This is a genomic window from Streptomyces sp. NPDC005811 (assembly GCF_040630405.1).
Taxonomy (GTDB): domain Bacteria; phylum Actinomycetota; class Actinomycetes; order Streptomycetales; family Streptomycetaceae; genus Streptomyces.
Genome location: NZ_JBEXXK010000079.1, coordinates 25,035 through 45,553, shown reverse-complemented (window position 1 = coordinate 45,553; position 20,519 = coordinate 25,035). Strand labels below are relative to the sequence as shown.

14 protein-coding genes, 1 tRNA gene and 1 pseudogene are annotated in these 20,519 nt (G+C 71.7%); 5 read left to right on the top strand and 11 right to left on the bottom strand.

What is annotated here, in order from left to right; all coding sequences use genetic code 11:
• Positions 1-87: 87 nt before the first annotated feature.
• Positions 88-216, top strand: a pseudogene (locus ABZ490_RS47815) (IS5/IS1182 family transposase); the annotation flags it as partial.
• Positions 217-308: 92 nt separating this feature from the next.
• Here ABZ490_RS47815 and ABZ490_RS47810 read toward each other — a convergent pair.
• The 8 genes from ABZ490_RS47810 to ABZ490_RS47775 form a co-directional block, all read right to left on the bottom strand.
• Positions 309-381, bottom strand: a tRNA-Arg gene (locus tag ABZ490_RS47810).
• Between the two features lie 189 nt (positions 382-570).
• The gene (locus ABZ490_RS47805) at positions 571-1,365 is read right to left on the bottom strand and encodes an alpha/beta hydrolase (RefSeq protein ID WP_359005736.1); all 795 of its coding nucleotides are present in this window, start codon (positions 1,363-1,365) and stop codon (positions 571-573) included.
• Positions 1,362-2,969, bottom strand: a complete 1,608-nt coding sequence (locus tag ABZ490_RS47800; protein WP_359005754.1) for a glycoside hydrolase family 43 protein — start codon at positions 2,967-2,969, stop codon at positions 1,362-1,364. Before ABZ490_RS47800 ends, ABZ490_RS47805 begins: the two co-directional genes overlap by 4 nt.
• A gap of 20 nt (positions 2,970-2,989) precedes the next feature.
• Entirely contained in the window at positions 2,990-4,153 is a 1,164-nt protein-coding gene (locus ABZ490_RS47795; RefSeq protein WP_359005733.1) for an alginate lyase family protein, read from the bottom strand.
• Between the two features lie 140 nt (positions 4,154-4,293).
• Positions 4,294-7,713 carry a Tat pathway signal sequence domain protein gene (locus ABZ490_RS47790; protein WP_359005730.1) on the bottom strand — a complete coding sequence of 1,140 codons (3,420 nt, stop codon included), beginning with the start codon at positions 7,711-7,713 and terminating at the stop codon, positions 4,294-4,296.
• An 11-nt stretch (positions 7,714-7,724) separates the two neighbouring features.
• Positions 7,725-8,591 (bottom strand): carbohydrate ABC transporter permease, encoded by an 867-nt coding sequence (locus ABZ490_RS47785; RefSeq protein WP_359005727.1) that lies wholly within the window; start codon positions 8,589-8,591, stop codon positions 7,725-7,727.
• Positions 8,588-9,541, bottom strand: coding sequence for a sugar ABC transporter permease (locus ABZ490_RS47780; protein ID WP_359005724.1), 954 nt, complete (start codon positions 9,539-9,541; stop codon positions 8,588-8,590). The genes ABZ490_RS47785 and ABZ490_RS47780 overlap by 4 nt, the downstream gene beginning before the upstream one ends.
• A 206-nt stretch (positions 9,542-9,747) precedes the next feature.
• Positions 9,748-11,079, bottom strand: coding sequence for an extracellular solute-binding protein (locus ABZ490_RS47775; protein WP_359005722.1), 1,332 nt, complete (start codon positions 11,077-11,079; stop codon positions 9,748-9,750).
• A gap of 384 nt (positions 11,080-11,463) precedes the next feature.
• On the opposite strand from ABZ490_RS47775, the gene ABZ490_RS47770 reads away from it, so the two are divergent.
• The 3 genes from ABZ490_RS47770 (at position 11,464) to ABZ490_RS47760 (ending at position 15,961) form a co-directional block, all read left to right on the top strand.
• A complete protein-coding gene (locus ABZ490_RS47770; RefSeq protein ID WP_359005719.1) occupies positions 11,464-12,477 on the top strand; it encodes a hydroxyacid dehydrogenase in 1,014 nt (337 codons plus the stop codon).
• Positions 12,478-12,799: 322 nt separating this feature from the next.
• Positions 12,800-14,770, top strand: coding sequence for a beta-L-arabinofuranosidase domain-containing protein (locus ABZ490_RS47765; RefSeq protein WP_359005716.1), 1,971 nt, complete (start codon positions 12,800-12,802; stop codon positions 14,768-14,770).
• Between the two features lie 75 nt (positions 14,771-14,845).
• Complete coding sequence (locus ABZ490_RS47760; protein WP_359005713.1) at positions 14,846-15,961, top strand: LacI family DNA-binding transcriptional regulator; 1,116 nt, start codon at positions 14,846-14,848, stop codon at positions 15,959-15,961.
• 40 nt (positions 15,962-16,001) lie between these two features.
• Here the strand turns inward: ABZ490_RS47760 and ABZ490_RS47755 are convergent, their stop codons facing one another.
• The 3 genes from ABZ490_RS47755 to ABZ490_RS47745 all read right to left on the bottom strand — a co-directional run bounded on the left by ABZ490_RS47755 (position 16,002) and on the right by ABZ490_RS47745 (position 19,607).
• Entirely contained in the window at positions 16,002-16,400 is a 399-nt protein-coding gene (locus ABZ490_RS47755; RefSeq protein WP_359005710.1) for a VOC family protein, read from the bottom strand.
• 128 nt (positions 16,401-16,528) lie between these two features.
• Positions 16,529-18,160, bottom strand: coding sequence for a helix-turn-helix domain-containing protein (locus ABZ490_RS47750; RefSeq protein WP_359005707.1), 1,632 nt, complete (start codon positions 18,158-18,160; stop codon positions 16,529-16,531).
• A gap of 127 nt (positions 18,161-18,287) precedes the next feature.
• On the bottom strand, positions 18,288-19,607 hold the full coding sequence (locus tag ABZ490_RS47745) for a M6 family metalloprotease domain-containing protein (RefSeq protein ID WP_359005704.1): 1,320 nt from the start codon (positions 19,605-19,607) through the stop codon (positions 18,288-18,290).
• A gap of 240 nt (positions 19,608-19,847) precedes the next feature.
• Here ABZ490_RS47745 and ABZ490_RS47740 point away from each other — a divergent pair, with 240 nt between their 5' ends.
• Positions 19,848-20,501 (top strand): TetR/AcrR family transcriptional regulator, encoded by a 654-nt coding sequence (locus ABZ490_RS47740; RefSeq protein WP_359005751.1) that lies wholly within the window; start codon positions 19,848-19,850, stop codon positions 20,499-20,501.
• Positions 20,502-20,519 lie beyond the last annotated feature (18 nt).

The following is a 20,519-nucleotide window of genomic DNA, read 5'->3' as shown; positions in this document are numbered from 1 at the left end:
CCGTCTCAGCGGCCCTGAGCAGGCCATTTACCCCGATGACCGGCACATTCCCGTCCTCGGAGTCATCTATGCAGGCATTACGGCTTGCTCCTTGAACGCTGTTTCAACCGCCTCAAGGGCTTCCGCGGCATCGCCACCAGATACGAAAAGACCGCCACTTCCTACGAAGCGGCGGTCACGCTCGCGTCGATCCTGCTCTGGGCAAGATCCGTTTGAAGACGGACCCTAGTGGCACGCGTGTGGCACGACCCCGAACACGACGAAGGGCCAGCCTGGGAGGAAACCCTCCTGAGCTGGCCCTTTTCCGGTGCCCCCGGCAGGATTCGAACCTGCGACACCCGCTTTAGGAGAGCGGTGCTCTATCCCCTGAGCTACGAAGGCAAAACCACTGGTCAGTGGTGGTGTCATGGACTCTGCGTTGTGCTGGGGCAGATGACACGGCGAACCAACCACTGGCCAAGGACAGGGTAGCGGATGTGGGCGGACGCGGGTTGCGGGGATCGGGGCCGACGGGGGTGGCGACGAGGGGCGGGCGCTTCTGACCTGCTGGTTCTGTCGTTGATGACGTCCTCATACCGGGGCCGGCACCCAGTCCCGGATCAGACGGATCGTGCGGGTGGGGTGTTCTTCGTGCAGGTAGTGGCCGGTGTCGGGCCAGTGGTCCACGCGGGAGCCGGGGACGTGCAGGGTGGTGCGTTCCCAGGTGGTGGCCTCCGGGGAGGTCCATACCGTCAGGGCGCGCTGGGTGCGATGCCGTAGGTACGTCTCGCTGTGCGGGCGGACGCCCACCGCGTCCGGGGTGGTGTACATGCCGGCGTACGCCTGGGCGATGACGTGGTCCGGGGTGCCGAGCATGGTGCGGAGGTGTGCCGTGCGCAGACCCGTCGGCGCGTTCGCCGAGAAGGCTCCGGCGATGAGGCCGGCCGCCGCCCGGGCCCCTTCCGCCCGGTATCGCGTCAGCCGCTCCGGGATGTGGGTCACCTCCTCGCCGTGCGCGCCGTGCGCCGGGTCGAGGGCGATGACGGAGCGGACGAGGGCGGGATGCCGTACGGCGAGCAGGTTGACGACCTGTCCGCCCATCGAGTGGCCCACGACGGCCGCCGGGCCGGTGTCCAGGCGGGCGAGCAGCGCGGCGAGGTCGTCGGCCATCTCGGCGGGGGTGTTGCCGTGGTCGGGCACCTCGGAGCGGCCGTGGCCGCGGAGGTCGGGGACGAGGACCCGGAACCGGTCCGCGAGGGACTCGGCGTGCGGGGACCATTCGCGGCCGTCTCCGCCCCAGCCGTGCACCAGGAGGAGCGGGGGCCCGGTTTCGGGGCCGAGGGCGGTGCAGAAGAGGCGGATGCGTCCCAGGGCGAGGTGCGTCATGCGTCACGGTCCGGGGTGGTGAGGTAGGTGGCGTAGGCGAAGTCCGCGTGTACCCCCGTGCCGTCGAGGTCCTGCGCCCACAGCCCCAGCATCGCGCCGGTGAATCCGAGGACCCGCAGTTGGCCGTCGTGGAATTCGTCGGCGTGCTCGTCGGAGAGGATCGTGGCGTCGAGTTCGAGCGGCAGTGCGCGCATGCCCGGGCCGGTGTCGTAGGAGAAGCGCAGGACGGGGAGGTCGAGGTCGGCGTGCAGGACGACCGCGCGCCCGGGGGTGAGGGGTACTTCGGGCCGGTGCGCGACGAGGTGTCCGCCCTCGCAGCTGAGCGCCCGCAGCACCGGGGAACCGTCGTCCTCCGCCGTGACGTGGAGATAGTGCCAGTTGCGGGTGTTGTAGTAGGCGGTGAGTCCGGCCATGTGGTCGGGGGTACGGGGGGCGAAGGTCACGCTGGTCCGGAAGGAGCAGCGACGGGCGGTCACCCGGCGGGCGACCAGGCTCGGGGTGCGGCGGCCCACCGGTGACTGGCCGCCGCGGATGCGCAGTCTGCCGGGTGCCGGTTCGATCCAGTCCGGGCCGGCCGGCCGACGCAGCGTGGACCAGTCGGGGCCGAGGGCGGGGGTGTCGAAGAGGTCGGTCGCGGGCGTCCGCGCGGGCGCGGGGGCCGGGGGGAGGGCCGGTGCCGGGACGGTGACCGCGGGGACGGCCCCGGCGATGCGGGGCCAGCCGTCCTCGGTCCACGTCACCGGCTGCAGCGCGGTCTCCCGGCCGAGAACGCACCGGCCTCGCTCGGTGTGGGGGCGCGCGACGATGTGGGCGGCGTACCACTGACCGGCGGGAGTCTCGACGAACGAACAGTGACCGGCCTTCTGCAGGTCCAGCGTCGGGTCGTGCCGGGAGGTGAGCAACGGCCCGGCCGGGTCGGCCTCGTACGGGCCGAACAGGCTGCGCGAGCGGGCCACCGCCGCGCCGTGTTCGTAGCCGGTGCCGCCCTCGGCGTGCACCAGGTAGTACCAGCCGTCCCGGCGGTACAGGTGCGGGCCCTCGGCGACGCCGGCGGCGGTGCCGACCGAGATCGTCCGTGGCTCGCCGAGGAGGGTCCGCGTCCCGCGGTCGTACTCCTGGAGTTCGATCCCCGAGAAGGAGTCGTGGCCGGGCCGCCAGTCGAAACGCATGTTCAGCAGCCAGCTGCGCCCGTCACCGTCGGGGCCGTCGTCGTGGAAGAGGGACACGTCGAAGCCCCGGCCGTGCAACGGGACCGGGTCCGACCACGGGCCCTCGATCGAGGGGGCGGTGGTGATGTGGTTGGGGAGGTCCTTCCAGCCCTCCGCATACGTGTGTACGACGGTGAACACGAGGTGGAACAGGCCGTCGGCGTACGACAGTCCGGGCGCCCAGATCCCGCCCGAGTCCGGGACGCCGGTGAGGTCGAGCAGACGCGTGCCGTCCAGGATCCCGCCCAGCGGCCGCCAGTTCACCAGGTCCCGGGAGTGGTGGATCCGGACGCCCGGGTACCACTCGAAGGTGGAGGTGGCGAGGTAGTAGTCGTCGCCGACCCGCAGGATCGCCGGGTCGGGTTCGAAGCCGCGCAGGACGGGGTTCTGGATCAACTGGGTCACGGATGCTCCGGTCAGAGGGTGAACAGCAGGGTGCCGAAGCCCACGTGGTCGCACTGGAACGCGGCGCCCTCCGGCTGGAGTTTCGCGACGGCGGCATAGGTCCAGGGGGTTTGCAGACCGCGGCGCTTGACGTAGTGGTTGAAGGCCAGCTCGTAGATCGGGCGCAGGTTGCCGCGCTCGATGGTGGAGAGGGCGTTGAACGTGGCCCGGCAGGAGCCCCAGACGGTGTACGGGACGTCGTTGCCGAGGTTGTACTTCGCCGTGTACTCGTAGCCGGCGAGCAGCCGGTTGGAAGAGGCGGAGTAGAGGTCCTGGCCCTGCACCCAGGCGATCTCGCAGGCCTCGGCCATGCTGCCGAGGATGAGCTGGGTGTGGGCCTGGTCGCGTCCGCTGTCCACGCACTGGCCGGTGTCGCCGATCACCCGGCTGATCCTGCAGCAGTCGTGCAGGTAGAAGGCGTCTACGGCCGCGTTGTAGACGGAGGTGTCGTTGCAGAACACCCCCATGGCCATCATCGCCTTGATGCAGTTGGTGCCCCAGCCGGCGTCGCCGAAGGTGTTGATCAGCGGGATGAAGACGTTCCTGAAGAGGTTCTCGGTGCGGGTGATCTCCGCTGCCGACCAGCTGCCCGACGGCGCGGTGTACCGCATGAGCTCGGCGGCGGCCGCGAGCTTGAACCCGTAGATGGAGGCCGCGAGCTGGGCGTCCTTGCCGGTGATCGAGGTGAGCGTCGCCGACCAGGCCTTGATGATCTGCAGCGCCTTGGTGGCGTGCGCGGTGGTGCCGGTCAGGTTCCACATCAGGGCGTTCTGATAGGCCGCGTTGCAGTCGTTCCAGAACTCCCCGTTGCCGACCTCGGTGGTGCCGCGGTCGATGGTCGTCAGGGGGCCCGCCATGGTGTACGTCGACTGCGCGTACGCGTTCGCCCTGAACACGTTCCAGCCGCTGAGCCAGGGCTCGGTGCCCGCGGCGATCCGGGTCTTCATCCGCTGGATGTCGGAGAGCTTGTGCAGCACCCCGGGATGGATGAACGAGGTGAGGGCGTCGGCCTCGGGGACGAGGCCCAGTCCTGTGGCGGCCGCGGCGGCGCCGACGGCGGTGATCTTCAGGAATCGGCGTCGGCCGGGGGCGGTGCTCTCGGACGCGGGACGGGACGGGAGGCGCGGCTCGGTCATGCGGTCTTCCTCAATTCACTCGGCGCTGAGTGGGCAACGGAAGGGGGAGAAGGGGGGAAGCCGTGCGGGTGGTGCGGGTGGTCGCGTGGAAGGGGGAGGCGGTGCCCTCGGGGAACGCACCGCCTCCCCCTACACCCCCGTCAGCTCTCCCGCCGCGCCCCCGCCCCCCGGTAGAGCACGAGCGTGCTGCGCGGGCCGACCTTGGGGCGCTGTCCGGCGCCGACGTTCCTGCCGGTGGCGAGGTCGCGGGCCGGGCCGAAGTCGGGGCGGGCGGGCAGAGTGAACGTCCTGTCGGTGCTCGTGTTCATGGCGATCAGATAGTCGCCGTACTCGCACAGATAGAACGGCGCGCGGCCCACCAGCATGGTCTCCACGCCCTCGAAGTGGACGCCGAGGGCCGGGTCGGGGACGTCCGCCGGGACGGGGGCGAGGTGGTACACGTCTCCGGCGAGGGCCTGGTGGAGGGTGTCACCGGGAGGCGGGAAGCCGCCCGGCGGGATGCCGCCGGCCCCGGGGTCGTTGATGGCGTAGTCCCAGAGGATCCAGTCGCGGACGGTGAACGTGTCGTCGGTGGTGCCGGCGGAGCGCTGGCGGACCGTCGCGGAGCGCTGGTCGGTGGGGGTGAGGTGGTGGATGCGGGCGTAGTCGTTGACGCCCTGGCGGGCCCGCCAGTAGAGCGAGGCGAAGAGGAGTTCACGGCCGTTCTTGACGGCGAGGCAGCCGTTGTCCTCGTCGGTGAAGACGAAGTCGGGCCGGTCCCAGTCGGTGGGGATGCGCCCGGGGCGGGCCGGGAGGGCCTGGAAGGCGTCCCAGTCGCGGGAGACGAGACGCAGTCCGGCGAGGCCGACGCGGGTCCAGGAGTGGTGGATGAGCAGGTCCAGCTGCTTGTAGAACTGGCCGTCGGCCATCATTTCCTGGGTCCAGCCGACGATGTCCGGGTCCTGGAACACCGCGGCCGACATCACCGGGTGGGAGTCCCACGCCGTACGGGAGGCATAGGCGATCTCACCCGGGTAGACCTCGTTGCGCCAGCCGATGACGGTCTCGATACGGGCGACCCGGGCGCCGGTCTCGTCGACGTCGACCACCCGGAACCGGCCGCGTGCCTTGATGATGTCGACCATCTGCTTGCGCAGCTCGGGCGCGTCCTGCCCCTGGTGTCCGCGGGTGACGGACTCGTACATCATGACGAGCCAGTCGATGACCTCGCCGTAGCTGCCGACATAGCCGAGTTCGCGGGTCAGGCCCGCCTTCGTCACCTGGTAGTAGCTCTCGCCGAGCGGCTTGGTCGGGTTGCCGTCGGCGTCCTCGGGGCCGAGGTAGGGCGTCATCCCGAGCGACTGGTACAGATAGCCGCGGGCCTTGTCCTCGGGCAGGGCGAGGTCGGGGGCGAGCAGGCCGAGGCCGCGGTTGGCCTGGTAGATGCCGATGGCGCAGATCTGCGTCTGGTTGCTGTAGTGCGGGAAGTGGCGGCGCCAGTGGTCGCGGCTGGACCTGAGCATGTCGGTGTAGGCGTCGCGTCGGACCGGCTGCTCCGCCGCGCCGGTGCCGGCCGGGGCGGTGACGGAGAGGTCGTCGAACCAGGCCGTGCCGGGGCCGGACAGCCGGAGATGGAACTCGACCTGCGTCGCCCCGGCCGGGGTCGCCAGGTCGATCGAGACCTGCTCCCAGCCGTGGGTGCCGGTGGCGGCGAACTTGCGGTGGTCGCCGCCGACGAGGTTGCCGCTCGCGTCGAAGAACAGCGGGTCGATGTGCGCGCCGGCGCCGGTCACGCCGTCCGTCCTGATCCACGCGCCGTAGGTGTACGTGCCGTCGCCGACCTGGAACTTCGCCGTGTTGTACGCGGTGACGAAGCCGTCGGACGCGGTCGCCGCCACCTTGAGGGACGCGGATCCGGAGCGGGCGACCGTGGTGTCCCGCGCCCAGGAGGCGTCGGACGTCCTGCCCCAGCCGGGCACGGCCCAGCCGGACGGGGTGCCGTCGCCCTGCTCGAAGCCCGGGTTGCGCAGGGCGGTGGGCCCGACCAGGTCGACGGAGTCGAACCAGGCCGTGCCGGGACCCGACAGCCGCAGGTGCATCTCCATCTGCGTGGCGCCGTCGGGGGTGGCCAGGTCGAGGGAGACGTACTCCCAGTCGTGGGTGCCGGTGGCGGCGAACTTGCGGTGGTCGCTGCCGACGAGGTTGCCGCTCGCGTCGAAGAACAGCGGGTCGATGTGCGCGCCGGCGCCGGTCACGCCGTCCGTCCTGATCCACGCGCCGTAGGTGTAGGTGCCCTTGCCGACCCGGGTCTTGGGGGAGGAGTAGACGGTGATGAAGCCGTTGGACGCGGTCGCCGCCACCTTGAGGGACGCGGATCCGGAGCGGGCGACGGTGGTGTCCCGCGCCCAGGAGGCGTCGGCGGTCCTGCCCCAGCCCGGCACCTCCCAGCCCTCCGGGGTGTCGTCGCCCTCCTCGAAGCCGGGATTGGCGATCTCGTACGGCGAACCGGTCACCTTCCGGTCCAGACGGTCGCCCAGGTGCTCCCACAGCAGCGCGAGGACCAGGCCGACCCGGCCGAAGCCCTGCCACTGCTGGTCCGAGCCGGTCAGCACGGTCGCGTCGTTCTTCCAGGCCATGTACCGGCCGTCGAGCGCCCGCAGGACCCGGTCCAGCGCCACGGGGTTCCGGTACGCCGGGCTGCCGGACCAGAGGTAGCCCTCGGCGAGGGACTGGAAGGCCCAGGCGTCCATGCCCGCCGGGTTGGCGCCGCTGAGGTAGTACTTCTGGTCCTTGTCGACGCGCTTGCGGACGGCCTCCAGGGCCTCGGGGCCCTCGACCTCGCGCACGGTGGGATCCGGGGCCGGGCCCTGTGCCTCGCCCTTGGGCGGTACGAAGTACGGCTCGGTGTGCGTGTAGAGGCGGTAGATGCCCCGCGAGGGGGTGGTCATCCTGTAGTAGAGCTGGTCGGTGTTCTGGCCGTACGACCAGATGCGGCCCATCGACCGGATCTCCAGCGTCACCTTCCTCTTGCCCCGGGTGAGCCGCTCGGGCAGCGGAAGGGTGTGGAAGAAGAAGCGCCCCGGGGCGCGCGGCGAGGTGTCGAGGATGTCGAGGCTGTCGACGGCCCCCTCGTCCTGGTGGCCGACCTGGAGGCCGTCGCAGAACAGCTGGAGCCGCCACATGTTCGTGCCGGACGCCGCCTGCTGGGAGGTCGCGTCGTAGTCGTCGCCCCACAGCCGGACGGTGACATAGGTGGTGTCGGTCGGGCTGACGGCGACGTCGAACTTCAGCGTGCCGCCCCAATAGCCGGCCGGCTCAGCGGGGTTGAGGACGCGTGCCTTCTGGCCGAGGCCGCCGGTGACGGTGTCCGAGAGCGTGGCGGTGAGACCGTGCGCGGACTCGGAGGAGTCGTTGCCGAAGACAACGATGTCCAGGGGGGTGCAGACGGCCTTCGCGAGGGCGGGTTCGGCGGCGGGCGCGGCCGCGGCGGGCTGGGCGCCCAGCAGGCCGAGGCCGGCCGCGGCGGCACCGGTGGTCCCGGCGTACTTGAGGACGTCACGTCTTCTGGGTGCGTTGGGCACGGCTGGTCCTTTTACTTGAGGCTGCCCATGAGGATTCCGCTGCGCCAGTACTTCTGGAGCGCGAACATGAACACCGCGAGCGGAACGATCGACAGCAGGGATCCGGTGAGGACGAGGGTGTTCATGTCGCGGGCGGTCTGCGCCTGCTGGAGCCACGAGTAGAGGCCCAGGGTCACGGGGAAGGAGCGCTCGCCGTTGAGCATGAACAGGGGGAGGAAGAAGTTGTTCCAGATGTCGATGAAGACGAGCATGAAGATGGTGATGCCGCCGGTCCGCATCAGACGCAGCGAGACCGACCAGAAGATCCGCAGCTCGGAGGCGCCGTCGAGACGGGCCGCCTCCATCAGCTCGGTGGGCACCGAGCTGTCCGCGTAGACCTTGCCGAGGTAGACCCCGAAGGGATTGATGAAGTAGGGGATCAGGATCGACCAGATGGTGTCGGTGAGGCCGATCTTCGCGAAGACGAGGTAGAGCGGGAACGCCAGCAGGGTGCTGGGCAGCAGCGATGCCCCGACGATGACCGCGAACAGGGCGCCGCGACCGCGGAAGCCGAACTTCGACAGCCCGTATCCGGCGGCGAGCGAGACGAGGGTGGAGCCGGCCGCGCCGAGCGTCGAGTACAGGATCGAGTTGCCGACCCAGCGGGTGAACACGCCGTCGTGGTAGGTCCAGATCTGCTGGAGGTTGTCACCGAGGTGGTTGTCGGAGAACCACAGGCCGAAGGTGGAGTAGAGGTCGGTCTGGTTCTTCGTCGCGGAGACGATCAGGAACCAGGTCGGGGCGAGCGAGTACAGCAGGAAGAGGACCAGCAGGCCGGTGGTGAGGGCCACGGCGCGGCGGGTGGGGCGTGCTCCGCCTCCGGTGGGGACACTGCTCATGACATCTTCCTGTTCGTCACGCGGTGGAACACGAAGGCGAGGATGCCGGTGACGACGGCCAGGACCAGCGACTCGGCGGCGGCGTACTGGTAGTTGCCGGCCTTGAACGCCTTGTCGTAGATCTCCATCATCGGCGTGAAGTCGGTGTTGATCGACTCGGGTGCGATCTGCCGCAGCATCAGCGGCTCGGTGAACAGCTGGAGCCGCCCGATCAGCGAGAACATGCCGGTCAGGACGAGGATCCCGGTGATGTTCGGGATCTTGACGGACCAGGCGATCCGCCACTCCTTCGCCCCGTCGAGCCGTGCCGCCTCGTACAGCTCGCGCGGCAGCGCCTGCAGGGAGGCGGAGATGAGGATCATGTTGAAGCCGATGCCCTGCCAGGTCAGCAGATTGCCCAGGGACAGATAGGTGTTCAGGCCGCCGAAGAAGTCGACGTCGGTGCCGGCCCGGTGGGCCAGGTCGAGCAGCGGGCTGCCCGTGGGGCTGTAGAGGAACAGCCACATGACGGTGGACACGACCGCGGGCACGACGTACGGAATGAGCAGCGCCGCCCGGAAGAACCGCACCGCCCGCGCCGCGACCCCGTCGAGCAGCAGCGCCAGCAGCAGCGAGATCCCGAGCATCACCGTGATCTGGACCGAGCCGAACAGCAGGGTGCGCAGCATGCTCGACCAGAAGGCGGTGTCGCCGAGTACGGAGGCGAAGTTCTCGAAGCCGGTGTAGACGGTGCGCGTCGGCCCGAAACCGAGACCGCTGCTCCGCTTCTCGTACAGGCTCTGACCGAACGCGTAGCCGATCGGCAGCACGTAGGTGACCAGGAAGCCGACGAGGAACGGCACTGTGAACAGCACCCCCTTGTAGGCCCCCTGCCTCCCGGCCCGGCGGGGGGAGGGCCGCCGGGCCGGGGAGTCGGTGGCGACCTCGGGCGGTCGCGTCTGGGTGGACACGGATATCTCCAGGTGAGCTGCGCCGACGGGCACGGGCGGCGGGGCGGTGGGCAGTGCGGTGCGGTGCGGCGGTGATCGGCGGTGCGGTGCGGCGGGTCCGTGGGTGGTGCGGTGTGGTGGCGGTGGGTGGTGTGGTGCCGCGGGTCCGTGGGTGGTGCGGTGCGGCGGCGATGTGGGGTGCGGTGCCGCGGCGGTGGGTGCCGGGGTCAGCTGCCGGCGACGGCCTTGATGCCCTTGCCCTTGAGGTCGTCGAGGGTCCACTGCTGCAGGTGCGTCAGCATCGCCTTGACGGTGAGCTGCTTCTTCATGACCTTGCCCCACTGCTTCTGCATCTCGGAGTACATCGCCGCGTAGTCGGGGCCGTACTGCCACTGCTCGCCGACCCGGGACGCGGCGGTGGTGATGACGTTCGCGCTGTCGGACTTCCCGTTGAACATCCCGGTCGGGATGATCTTGTCGACGTACGGCGAGACGTCCTTGACCGCGGGGAACAGGCCGGACTTGGAGGCCGGGTCGGTGAGGGTGGTCAGCGACTCCTTGCTGCTGGACAGCCAGGCGGCGAACTGTGCGGCGCGGTCGGGGTACTTGCAGCCCTTGAGGACGGCGGTCGTGTCGAAGTTGCTGGACGTCTGAGGCTTCGCGGTGTCGAAGAGCGGAGCGTCCGAGAGCTGCCACTTGCCCTGGGACTTGGGGAAGTTGGTGTCGTAGATCGGCAGCTGCCAGGTGGAGGTGGTCATCGCGATCGTCCTGCCGAGGTCCCAGGTCTTGAAGACGCCCGGGTCGGCGTAGGAGGCGTTGGAGGCGAGGTCGTCGTCCACCAGCTGCTGGACGACGTCACCGGCCCTGAGCGCCTCGGGCGAGGTGAAGTCGATGACCCAGTGGTCGCCGTCGACCTTGTACCACTGGGCGCCGGCGGACCAGGACAGGTCGACGAGGGTGCTCGGGTCCTCACCGGCCATGTTGAAGATCTTGACGTTCTTGTCCTGCTGCTGGACCTTCTTGCCGGCCGCGATCAGGTCGTCCCAGGTCTTCGGCGCCTCGATGCCGTACTTCTGGAACAGATCCGCGCGGTAGGCCGTGAACAGGGGCGAGGAGCCCATCGGGATGCCGAAGGTGGTGCCGCCGGGGCTGACCGCGTTCCACGCCGCCGTCGTGTACGCGTTCTCGTACGGGGCGGCGGCCTTCGTGATGTCGGTCAGCAGGCCGTCCGCGGCGAAGCTCGCCAGGTTCATCCCGTCCATCTTGGACAGACACGGGGCCGTGCCCGCGTTCACGGCCGCGCGGAGCTTCTGGTAGACGGTCTCGCCCGCCGCGTTGACGAACTTGATCTGCGTCTCGGGGTGCTCCTTGTTCCACACCTCGGTCTGGGCCTCGATGCCGTCGGTCCAGCTCCAGAACTCCAGCGTGACCTTGCCCTGGGTCTTCGGCGCGGCCTCGGAGCCGCCACCGCTGTCGGAGCAGGCTGCCAGGAGCAGGGAGAGGGACGCTGCGGCGGCCACCGGGACGACGGCTCTGCTGCGGATGCGGAATGTGGACATCGGTCCTCCACGAGGGGAACGAGACGGCGCTGCAGCGTGGGGAAGGCGGCGCGGTCGTGCGGCGCAAAGGGGAAGGAAAGCGGCACCGCTCATCAGTGGCAGTAACCGTTTGTCGTGGACCGTACGGCCGAAGTGGCCGGATCCACAAGGGGGAGGCGGCGGATTGTTTCGCCAGACTTTCAAGAACGTTACCCGCAGATGCGTCTGACCTGCGTAGATCGGCGATCGCGACCTCGATCGGAGAGGGCGGTCAGAGGGATCGCCTGTGGATCGCCCCGCGCTGGAGCATTGACCGGTCGACCGCACGGCTTCTAGCTTGGAATACGTTTACTAACCGTGCGGCGTTTCGCTCGCCACCCCCTGAGCCCGAGCAGGAGCATCACCATGTCGGCATCGGCAACGCCTTACGCGCTCTTCGTCATGAACCCCGTCCATCTGCGCGAACTGTTCCCGGCGCCCCTGATGGACCGGCTCCGCCGGCTCGTGCGCGTCGATCCCGGGCTCGTCGTCCAGGACTTCTGCGATCCGGCGGCGACGGCGGCCCTGAGCCGGGCCGAGGTACTGATCACGGGCTGGGGCTGCCCCCACCTGGGGGCGCCGGTCCTGGCGGGGGCGCCGCGGCTGCGGACGGTGCTGCACGCGGCCGGCAGCGTCCGGCACATGGTCGGGGAGCCGTTCTGGGAGCGGGGCATCACGCTGTCCAGCGCGGTGCAGGCCAACGCGCTGCCCGTGGCGGAGTACACGCTCGCCGCGATCCTCCTGTCCGGCAAGAACGCCTTCGGGCTGCGCGAGCGCTTCCGCGCCGAGCAGACGTACCCCGCGGCGACGGAGTACGCGACGGTCGGCAACCTCGGCCGCCGGGTCGGTCTGATCGGCGCCTCCCGCGTCGGCCGCCGCGTCCTCGAACTGCTCCGGCCGTTCGACCTGTCGGTGAGCCTGTACGACCCCTACGTCGACGCGGCCGAGGCGGCGCGGCTCGGAGCCGTCTCGCTCCCCCTGGACGAACTGCTGCGCACCAGCGACATCGTCAGCGTGCACGCGCCCGACATCCCGCAGACGCAGGGCATGCTCAGCCGCGAGCGACTGGCCCTCATCCCCGACGGCGGCGTCCTGATCAACACCTCGCGGGGCGCCCTCGTCGACCACACCGCGCTCACCGAGGAGCTGGTCGGCGGGCGGCTCGGCGCGGTCCTCGATGTCACCGACCCGGAACCCCTGCCCGCCGGCTCCCCGCTCTACGGCCTCCCCAACGTCTTCCTCACCCCGCACATCGCCGGCTCCCTGGGCAACGAACTGGCCCGCCTCGGCGCCACCGTCGTACAGGAACTGGAACGCATCGGCACCGGCCTGCCCCTGGCGCACCCGGTGCACCGGGCCCAGCTCGCCATCAGCGCCTGACCGTCGCCGTCTTCCCGGCCTTGCGGCGTGTCTTCCTGTCGCCCGTCGCCTGTCGCCGCTCAGCCGTGCCCTGCTCGCCGCCTCGCCGGGCGCGTCCGCGCCCCCACCCGCGCCCGCGGCTCAGCGCCTGACCGCCGCCGCCGTCTCCGTCTCTCCGTTCCCCGCCGTCTTTCCGTACCCCCCTTTCCATACCCCCGTCTCCCCGTCGCAGCTCAGCCGCGCTCCGCTTGCCGCCCCTCCCCGACCCTCCCCACCCCTCCCTGCCCCCGCCTCTCCCGCCGCTCGCCACGCCGTCCGCGGCTCCCTTTCCCCGGAGGTTCCCTTGAACACCGCCCCGTCCGGACCGGTTCGTCCCACCGCCGGTGCCGTGTCCCCGTTGCGTCCCGCCGCCCTGGCCCGTGTCGAGGGCGGCTTCTGGGCCGAGCGCCGCCGGGTCAACGCCGAGGTGTCCCTCGCCGAGGGCCCGGAGCGGCTCGAGGCGGCCGGGAACCTCGCCAACCTCCGTGCCGCCGCCCTCCCGAACGGCCGGGACGGAGCCGAACCCGCGCATTTCGCCGGTGACTTCCAGTTCCAGGACTCCGACGTCCACAAGTGGCTGGAGGCCGCCTGCTGGCAGCTGGCGGACAGCCCCGACGGGGAACTCGCCGCCGAGGTCGAGGCCGTCGTCGGGCTGATCGCCGCCGCCCAGCGGGAGGACGGCTATCTCCAGACGTACTACCAGCTCGGCGGGGGAGAGCCGTGGACCGAGCTGGGCTGGGGCCACGAGCTGTACTGCGCGGGGCACCTGATCCAGGCCGCCGTCGCCCACCACCGGGCCACCGGCTCCGACCGGCTGCTGCGGGTGGCGGGCCGGCTCGCCGATCATCTGCACTCCGTCTTCGGTCCCGGCCGGCAGGTCGACACGGTCTGCGGGCACCCCGAGGTGGAGACGGCGCTCGTCGAGCTCTACCGGACCACCTCGGACAGGCGCCACCTCGACCTCGCCCGCTACTTCGTCGACCGGCGCGGCCACGGAAGTCTGTCCTCCGGAGCCGACCGCGGCCACGACCGCGATCCGGGGCCGGAGTACTGGCAGGACCACACCCCGGTCCGCGAGGCGACCGAGGTCGCCGGTCACGCCGTACGCCAGCTCTACCTGCTGGCCGGGGCCGCCGACCTGGCGGCCGAGACCGGTGACCCCGGGCTGCGCGCGGCGGTGGAGCGGCTGTGGCGGGACATGGCGGCCACCAAGACCTACCTCACCGGGGCCGTCGGGTCCCGGCACGACTGGGAGGCCTTCGGCGACGCCCACGAACTGCCCGCCGACCGCGCCTACGCCGAGACCTGCGCCGCCATCGCCTCGATCCACTTCTCCTGGCGGATGGCCCTGCTCACCGGCGAGGCCCGCTACTCCGACCTGATCGAGCGCACCCTGTTCAACGGCTTCCTCGCCGGCGCCGGACTGGACGGACGGACCTGGCTGTACGTCAACCCGCTGCACCGCCGGGCCCGTTCCCACGAGCGTCCCGGCGACCAGAGCGCGCACCGCACCCCCTGGTTCCGCTGCGCCTGCTGCCCGCCCAATGTGATGCGCCTGCTCGCGAGCCTGCCGCACTACATGGCCACGACCGGCGCCGACGGCCTGTATCTCCACCAGTACGCCACCGGCGTCTACGGCGGCGACGGCCTCACCGTGCGGGTGGTGACCGACTACCCGTGGGACGGCACGGTGACGGTGACCGTCGAGGAGACCCCCGCCGGGCCGAAGAGCCTCGCGCTGCGCGTGCCCGCATGGTGCACGCGCTCCACCCTCGCCCTGAACGGCACGGTGCTGGACGGGCCGCCGGAGTCCGGCTGGCTGCGGGTCACCCGCGCCTTCGCCCCCGGCGACACCGTCCGGCTCGCTCTCGCGATGCCGCCCCGGCTCACCGTCGCGGGCCCGCGCGTCGACGCCGTCCGGGGCTGCGCCGCCATCGAACGCGGGCCGCTGGTGTACTGCCTCGAACAGACCGACCAGCCCGGCGGTCTGGACCCCGACGACCTCGCACTGGACCCGGCCGCACCGCTGACCGTGGACAGCCGGCCCCACCTGCTCGGCGGCGTCGTCACGGTGGGCGCGACGGGACGCCCGCTCACCCCGGACGAGCCCGGGGCCTGGCCCTACCGACCGCTCGGGACCGGGGAGCCGCGGCCCGGGGCGGGTGTCGGGCTGACGGCGGTGCCGTACTACGCATGGGCCAACCGTGAGGCGGGCGCCATGCGGGTCTGGCTGCCGCTGGCCGGTTCCGGAACCGGCGCCGCGGATGATCAGTAAACGATTACCGTCATCTGGGTACCAGCAGCCGCTTCGGAGGGGCCGTATGAGTGTCGAATGCAGTAACGTCGCGGTGTGACGGTGAATGGAAATGGTTCCGGCGCGGGCTCCGAGCCCAGGACTGCCAAGCGCCGGCGGAAGAAGGCCGCAGATGGTGACCGTCCGAGCACCATCCGCGATGTCGCCGTACAGGCCGGTGTCTCGGTAGCAACCGTTTCCCGGACACTGGCCGGCAACTACCCCGTCTCCACCGCCACCAGGGAACGGGTCATGGCCGCGGTGGAGCAGCTCCACTATGTGGTGAACGTCCACGCCAAGGCCCTCTCCGGGCGGGTCCCGGGCCCCATCGCCCTGGTGCTGCGGGACATCACCGGGCCGTCGCTGGCCCATGTCGCCGCGGGGGTCGAGCAGGAGGCGGCCCTGCGGGGCCGGCTGAGCCTGGTCTGCGCCACCCATGGGGACCCGGAGCGGGAGGACGCCCTGGTCCAGCTGATGCGCGAGCAGCACGCGGCCGCGGTCGTGCTCGTGGGCGGCACGGTGCAGGACGAGGCCTACTTCCGGCGGATGGCCGAGTACGCGCGCGCCCTGGACGCCGCCGGATCCCGGCTGGTGCTGGTGGGCCGCCCGCCCGTGCCCGGGAACCTCCCCGTGACCGTCGTGGACTACGACAACCGCGGGGGCGCCTTCCAGGCCGCCGACCATGTCTTCGTCCAGGGCCACCGGCGCGTGCTCTTCCTCGGCGCCGATCCCCGGCAGAGCACCGGCATGCAGCGGCGCGAAGGCTACCTCCACGCCCTGCGCGCCCACGGACTGCCGTACGCCGCGGAACTCGACGTACCCGGGGACTACACGCGCGTCTCCGGCTACCAGCGCACGCGGGACGCCCTGCGGGCCGGGGTGGAGTTCACGGCCGTCCTCGCGGGCACCGACATGGTCGCGCTCGGGGTGCTCGCCGCGCTCCGTGACGCGGGGCTGGACGTGCCCTCCGACGTCTCGGTGGTCGGCTTCGACGACGTTCCGTTCGCCGCGGACCTCGTCCCGTCCCTCACCTCGGTCCGGGTGCCGTACGAGGACCTGGGCCGTACGGCGGTCCGGCTGGCGCTGGAGAGCGCGGAGCGCATGCGCGGCGACGACCACGTGGTCCTGAGCACCCAGCTGGTCATCCGCCGGTCCGTACGCGCACTCGCCTGACCGGGACGCCGAAGCGGCCGGCGCGGCGCGGCCGTCGGTGTCATCGGCTCGCCAGGACCTCCAGGTAGTGCCTGTTCCGCATGATCCCCAGGACGTTGCCGAACGGGTCCACCACCGAGCCGCCCACGAAACCGTCGCCGAACGCGCGCAGCGGCTCGTGGAGGGTGGCGCCCAGGGCGAGGAGGCGGGTCAGGGTCGCCTCGGCGTCGTCCACGTGCCAGTACGTCACCGCGCCTCCCGCCGCATCCGTGTGGGCGCCCAGCGTCGCGGCGAACCTGCTGTCCAGCAGGCCCAGTTCGTGCTGGTAGTCGCCGATGCGGAACTCGGCGTAGCCCGGCCGCTCGAAGTACGGCTCGACGCCCAGGAGTTCGGTGTACCAGCGCTTGGCGGCCGCCAGGTCGGCGGCGTGGAAGCGGACGGTCGTGAGGCCTCGCAGCATGGCGACTCCTTGGGAGAAGTGCGGTCGTGGTGAGGACCGTAGGGGCTGCTTGGGCCGGAACCTGTCCTAAAGGGAGGGGCAGGTGTCAGGAAGCAGGGGGTCAGGAAGCAGGTGTCAGGAAGCAGGTGTCAGGACAGCGGTACGCGCGTGAAGCGTGCCGCCACCCGCAGATCCGCCTCGACGAGCGCCGCGGTCGCCGTCAGTTCGGGTGCCAGGTCGCGGACGCACTCCTCGGCCGTCCGCCGTGCCGTGTGGGTGGCGATCCCGAGCGCCGCGACGACACGGCCCGTCCCGTCCCGTACGGGAACGGCGACCGACCGCAGCCCCTGCTCCAGTTCCTCGTCCACGAAGGCGAACACGCCCTGGTGACCGCCGCCCTGGTGACCGCCGCCCTCCTGACCGCCGCCCTCGTACCGCCCCGTCAGCACCCGTCCCGCCGCCGTCAGCGCGGCCGGGCGGCGGGTGCCCACGGTCACGTCCACGTCCACGCTCATCCGATGGTGCGCGGCCACCCCGGCCGTGTACTGGATCTCGTCGCCCCCTTCGGTGAGGACCGCGAGCGCCGTCGACTCGTGGACCCGTTCCGCGAGCGCCGCGAGGTGCGGGGTCGCGAGGCGGGGGAGCGTCGTACGGGACAGCGGCGGGAAGCCGAGGGAGAGGACGCGCGGGGTGAGGGCGAAGGTCTGCCGGGGGCGGCCGGGCCCCACCAGACCCAGGTGCGCGTAGGTGATCAGGGCCCGGCGGGCGGTGGCCCGGGCCAGTCCCGTCGCCTTGGCGACCTCCGTCAGCGTCAGCTCGGCCCGGCCCTCCCCGAACGCGGTGAGGACGGTCAGCCCGCGGGCCAGGGACTCGATGAACTCCCGGCCCAGCTCCTGCTTGGACGCGCCCGTCCACAGCGCGAGACCGGCGGGCGGCGGACCCGGATCGGCCGCCGGCGCCCGCCGCAGCTCGCCCTCCATCGCCGCGACCGCCATCCGCAGCCGGGGCAGCAGGGTGTCGCGCAGATCGGCCGCGGTGTGCCGGCTGGTGTGGCTGACGACGTTCGCGACGCACACGACCCGCCCCGTGCCCGGCGCCCGTACCGGCACCGACACCGCCACCAGGCCCGGCTCGATCAGCTGGTCGTCGAGGGACCAGCCCTCCTCGGCCGCCCGCCCGGCCCGTCGGACGAAGTCCTCGTCGGGCGCCCGGTGCGGGGCGGCCGGTACGGCGGTGAAGGACCGGTCCTCCGGGTCCGCCGCCCGCCGCTCGCGCCACCGCCGCCAGTCGGCGTCCGTCCACTCGGCGGCGAACAGCGGGCCCGGCGCGGTGCGTTCGGCGGGCAGCAGATCGCCGATGCGAAAGCTCAGGGACATCGCGCGGCGGCGGGTCGCCTGGTGGATGAACCGGATGCCGTCCCGGTCGGCGACGGCCAGCGACACCGACTCGTCGAGCTCGTCGGCGAGCGCGTCGGCCCGTGCGCCCAGCAGCGCGGGGAGCCGGAGCGCGGCCAGACAGGCGTTGCCCAGCTCCATCACGCGCGGGGTGAGGATCGCGTCCCGGCCGTCCAGCCGGGCGTACCCCATGCGCACCAGGGTCGCGACGACCCGGTCCACGGTGGAGCGGGCCAGCCCGGTGGCCCGCTCCAGCTCGCTCAGCCGCATCGCCCCGCCCGCGCCGGTCAGCTCCCGCAGCACGGCCACCCCGCGCATCAGCGGCACCACGGCCTCCGCGGGCGCGTCCGCCTCGGGGCCGGGGGTGGTGGTGGTCTTCGCGGGCATCGGTTCTCCCGTACGGGGATCTGGGCAGCCCTACGGTAATGCGGCCCTGCGGCACACGGCTCACGGCCTACGGTCCTACGACCTTGCTCTTACCCGCCTCACGGCCCCCGCCCCCACCTGGGCGCCTTCACCGCCGGGTGACCCGCACCCGGTAGTCCCCCTTCAGGTCCGCGCCCGTCACCGAGATCCGGATGCCCCGCCCGGTGTCGGTGAAGGACTCGCCGGGCGCGTAGGGCGCGTCGGAGAGTTCCGCGTGGACGTTGGGGCTGCGTGTGCAGCCCCCGCTGTCCTCGGCCGAGTCGTACACGGTCACCGGCCCCATGCCGGTGTCGATCCCGGCGTCCACCTTGTAGACGAGCACCCCCGGCCGGCACACCGTCTCGTCGTTGCCGCCGCGGGTGCGCAGCTCGACGGCGTAACCGGTGCGCGCGTCGACGGGCACGAACACCAGCTTCGGGCCCCCGGTCCGCCACAGCGGGGTCAGCCGGTACTCGGCCGACCCGCGCACCGCCGAGCAGGCGATCTGGCTCGCGTCCAGCCAGCCCAGCTTCCACTTGTGCCAGCCGAGCAGGTCGTTGTTGGCCCCCCAGTCCTCGCTCATGATGTCCCAGTGCCCGACCGCGCCCCCGCCGTCCTGGGTGTAGAGGTCGGGCAGCCCGAAGACATGCCCGTTCTCGTGCGGCAGGACGCGGTAGCCGGTGCGGCCGTAGGAGCCGGAGCCGTCGTCCTGACGCGAGTAGACGAAGGAGGCGTTGGCGACGGTCACCCCGTCGGCGACCGGCGCCTCGGTGTTCCCCGCGAACGTCACCGACAGGACCGTGTCCAGCGCGGAGGGGCCCGCGTTCGGGGTGACCAGCACGTTCAGCAGGTCGTACGCGCGGAAGTCCACGCTCGGGTCGGCGGCGGCCACGATGTCCTGGACGAGGCGGCGGTAGCCGGGGTCGAAGGGCGCGCCGCGCTCTATGCCGTACGCCCGGAACGTCTTCGGCATCCGCAGCCAGTGCCGGACCGGGGTCTCGGAGCGGTAGTCGAGACGGCCGTAGGACGCGGTGCGGAACCACTGCTCGGTCTGTGGGAAGAACTCGTGGTAGCGGTCGAGCGCGGTGCCCCGGCCCGGCGCGTCGGAGAAGTCGACCATCAGGGTGAGGGCGCGGACGGTGCCGGTGGAGCGGGCGTAGCCGCCGGGGGTCGGCAGGCCCTCGGACATCTGGACGGAGGGGCCGCTCCTGATCAGGCAGGGGGCGAGGCCGGCGGTACGGCCCAGCGAGATCGGGCCCGCCCCGGCCCGGGTCGGCCCGAGCGCGAGGCCGGGGTCGAGGCGGCCGGTGCCGGCCGAGGTGCTGACCGCGAAGGTCAGCGCGGTCACGGAGGCGAGGACGGCGACGCGGCGCGGGCGTATCCGGCGGCGGAGGGGCTCCGGGGCGGTGCGCACGGGCTGCGGCTGCATGCGGGGCCTTTCCCTCCGGGCAGCCACCCGGTCACCGGCTGCACCCTTTCGCTCACCCTGTGACGCGGGGCGGGCGGGCGCGCGCTGGGAACGACCGATCGTGTGCATGTGACCCAGGTCACGAAGGAAAGTTCCGGCCGCGGGAAATAACCGGGGATCGCTTCCCCGTTTAGTCAGGTGTCCGAGCGAAACGGGGAGAGCTTCCCCGGATCGCCCCGCCCCTGCTTCGAGGAGTACGCCGTGCAGACCGCGACCTCGGCGCTTCCCGCCGCACGCAAGGCGCCCCGCCCCCGGGCCGACGCCCTGCGCAACCGGGAGCGGATCGTCACCGCCGCCCGCGAGATGTTCACCGAGCTCGGTCCCGACGTACCGCTCGACGACATCGCCCGCCGGGCCGGCGTCGGCAATGCCACGGTGTACCGCCACTTCCCCGACCGCGACGCCCTGGTCCGCGAGGTCGTCTGCTCCGTCCTGGACCGCACGGTCCTGGCCGGCCAGGCCGCCCTCGCCGAGTCCGGGGACGCCTTCGCGGCGCTGGAGCGCTTCGTGCACGTCTCCGCCGACGAGCGGGTCAGCGCGCTGTGCCCGATGGTCTCCAGCACCTTCGACCAGCACCACCCCGACCTGGAAGCCGCCCGTCTGCGCGTCGAGCGGATCATCGAGGAGGTCATGGACCGCGCCAAGGCGGCCGGGCAGCTACGGCACGACGTAGGCGTCGGTGACGTCATGGTCGCCGTCGCCCAGCTCAGCCGCCCCCCGGCCGGCACCGGATGCAGCTACAGCGACCGGTTCGTCCACCGCCACCTCCAACTGCTCCTGGACGGACTGCGGGCCCCGGCCCCCTCCGTCCTGCCGGGCACCGCCGTGACCATGGAGGACCTGCGCCAGGCCTGACCACCCAGAACACCTCGT

Bases quoted from the DNA above. Each gene is read 5' to 3' on its own strand.
- ABZ490_RS47805 (WP_359005736.1), bottom strand. From the start codon at position 1,365: ATGACGCACCTCGCCCTGGGACGCATCCGCCTCTTCTGCACCGCCCTC.
- ABZ490_RS47795 (WP_359005733.1), bottom strand. From the start codon at position 4,153: ATGACCGAGCCGCGCCTCCCGTCCCGTCCCGCGTCCGAGAGCACCGCC.
- ABZ490_RS47785 (WP_359005727.1), bottom strand. From the start codon at position 8,591: ATGAGCAGTGTCCCCACCGGAGGCGGAGCACGCCCCACCCGCCGCGCC.
- ABZ490_RS47775 (WP_359005722.1), bottom strand. From the start codon at position 11,079: ATGTCCACATTCCGCATCCGCAGCAGAGCCGTCGTCCCGGTGGCCGCC.
- ABZ490_RS47770 (WP_359005719.1), top strand. From the start codon at position 11,464: ATGTCGGCATCGGCAACGCCTTACGCGCTCTTCGTCATGAACCCCGTC.
- ABZ490_RS47755 (WP_359005710.1), bottom strand. From the start codon at position 16,400: ATGCTGCGAGGCCTCACGACCGTCCGCTTCCACGCCGCCGACCTGGCG.
- ABZ490_RS47750 (WP_359005707.1), bottom strand. From the start codon at position 18,160: ATGCCCGCGAAGACCACCACCACCCCCGGCCCCGAGGCGGACGCGCCC.
- ABZ490_RS47745 (WP_359005704.1), bottom strand. From the start codon at position 19,607: ATGCAGCCGCAGCCCGTGCGCACCGCCCCGGAGCCCCTCCGCCGCCGG.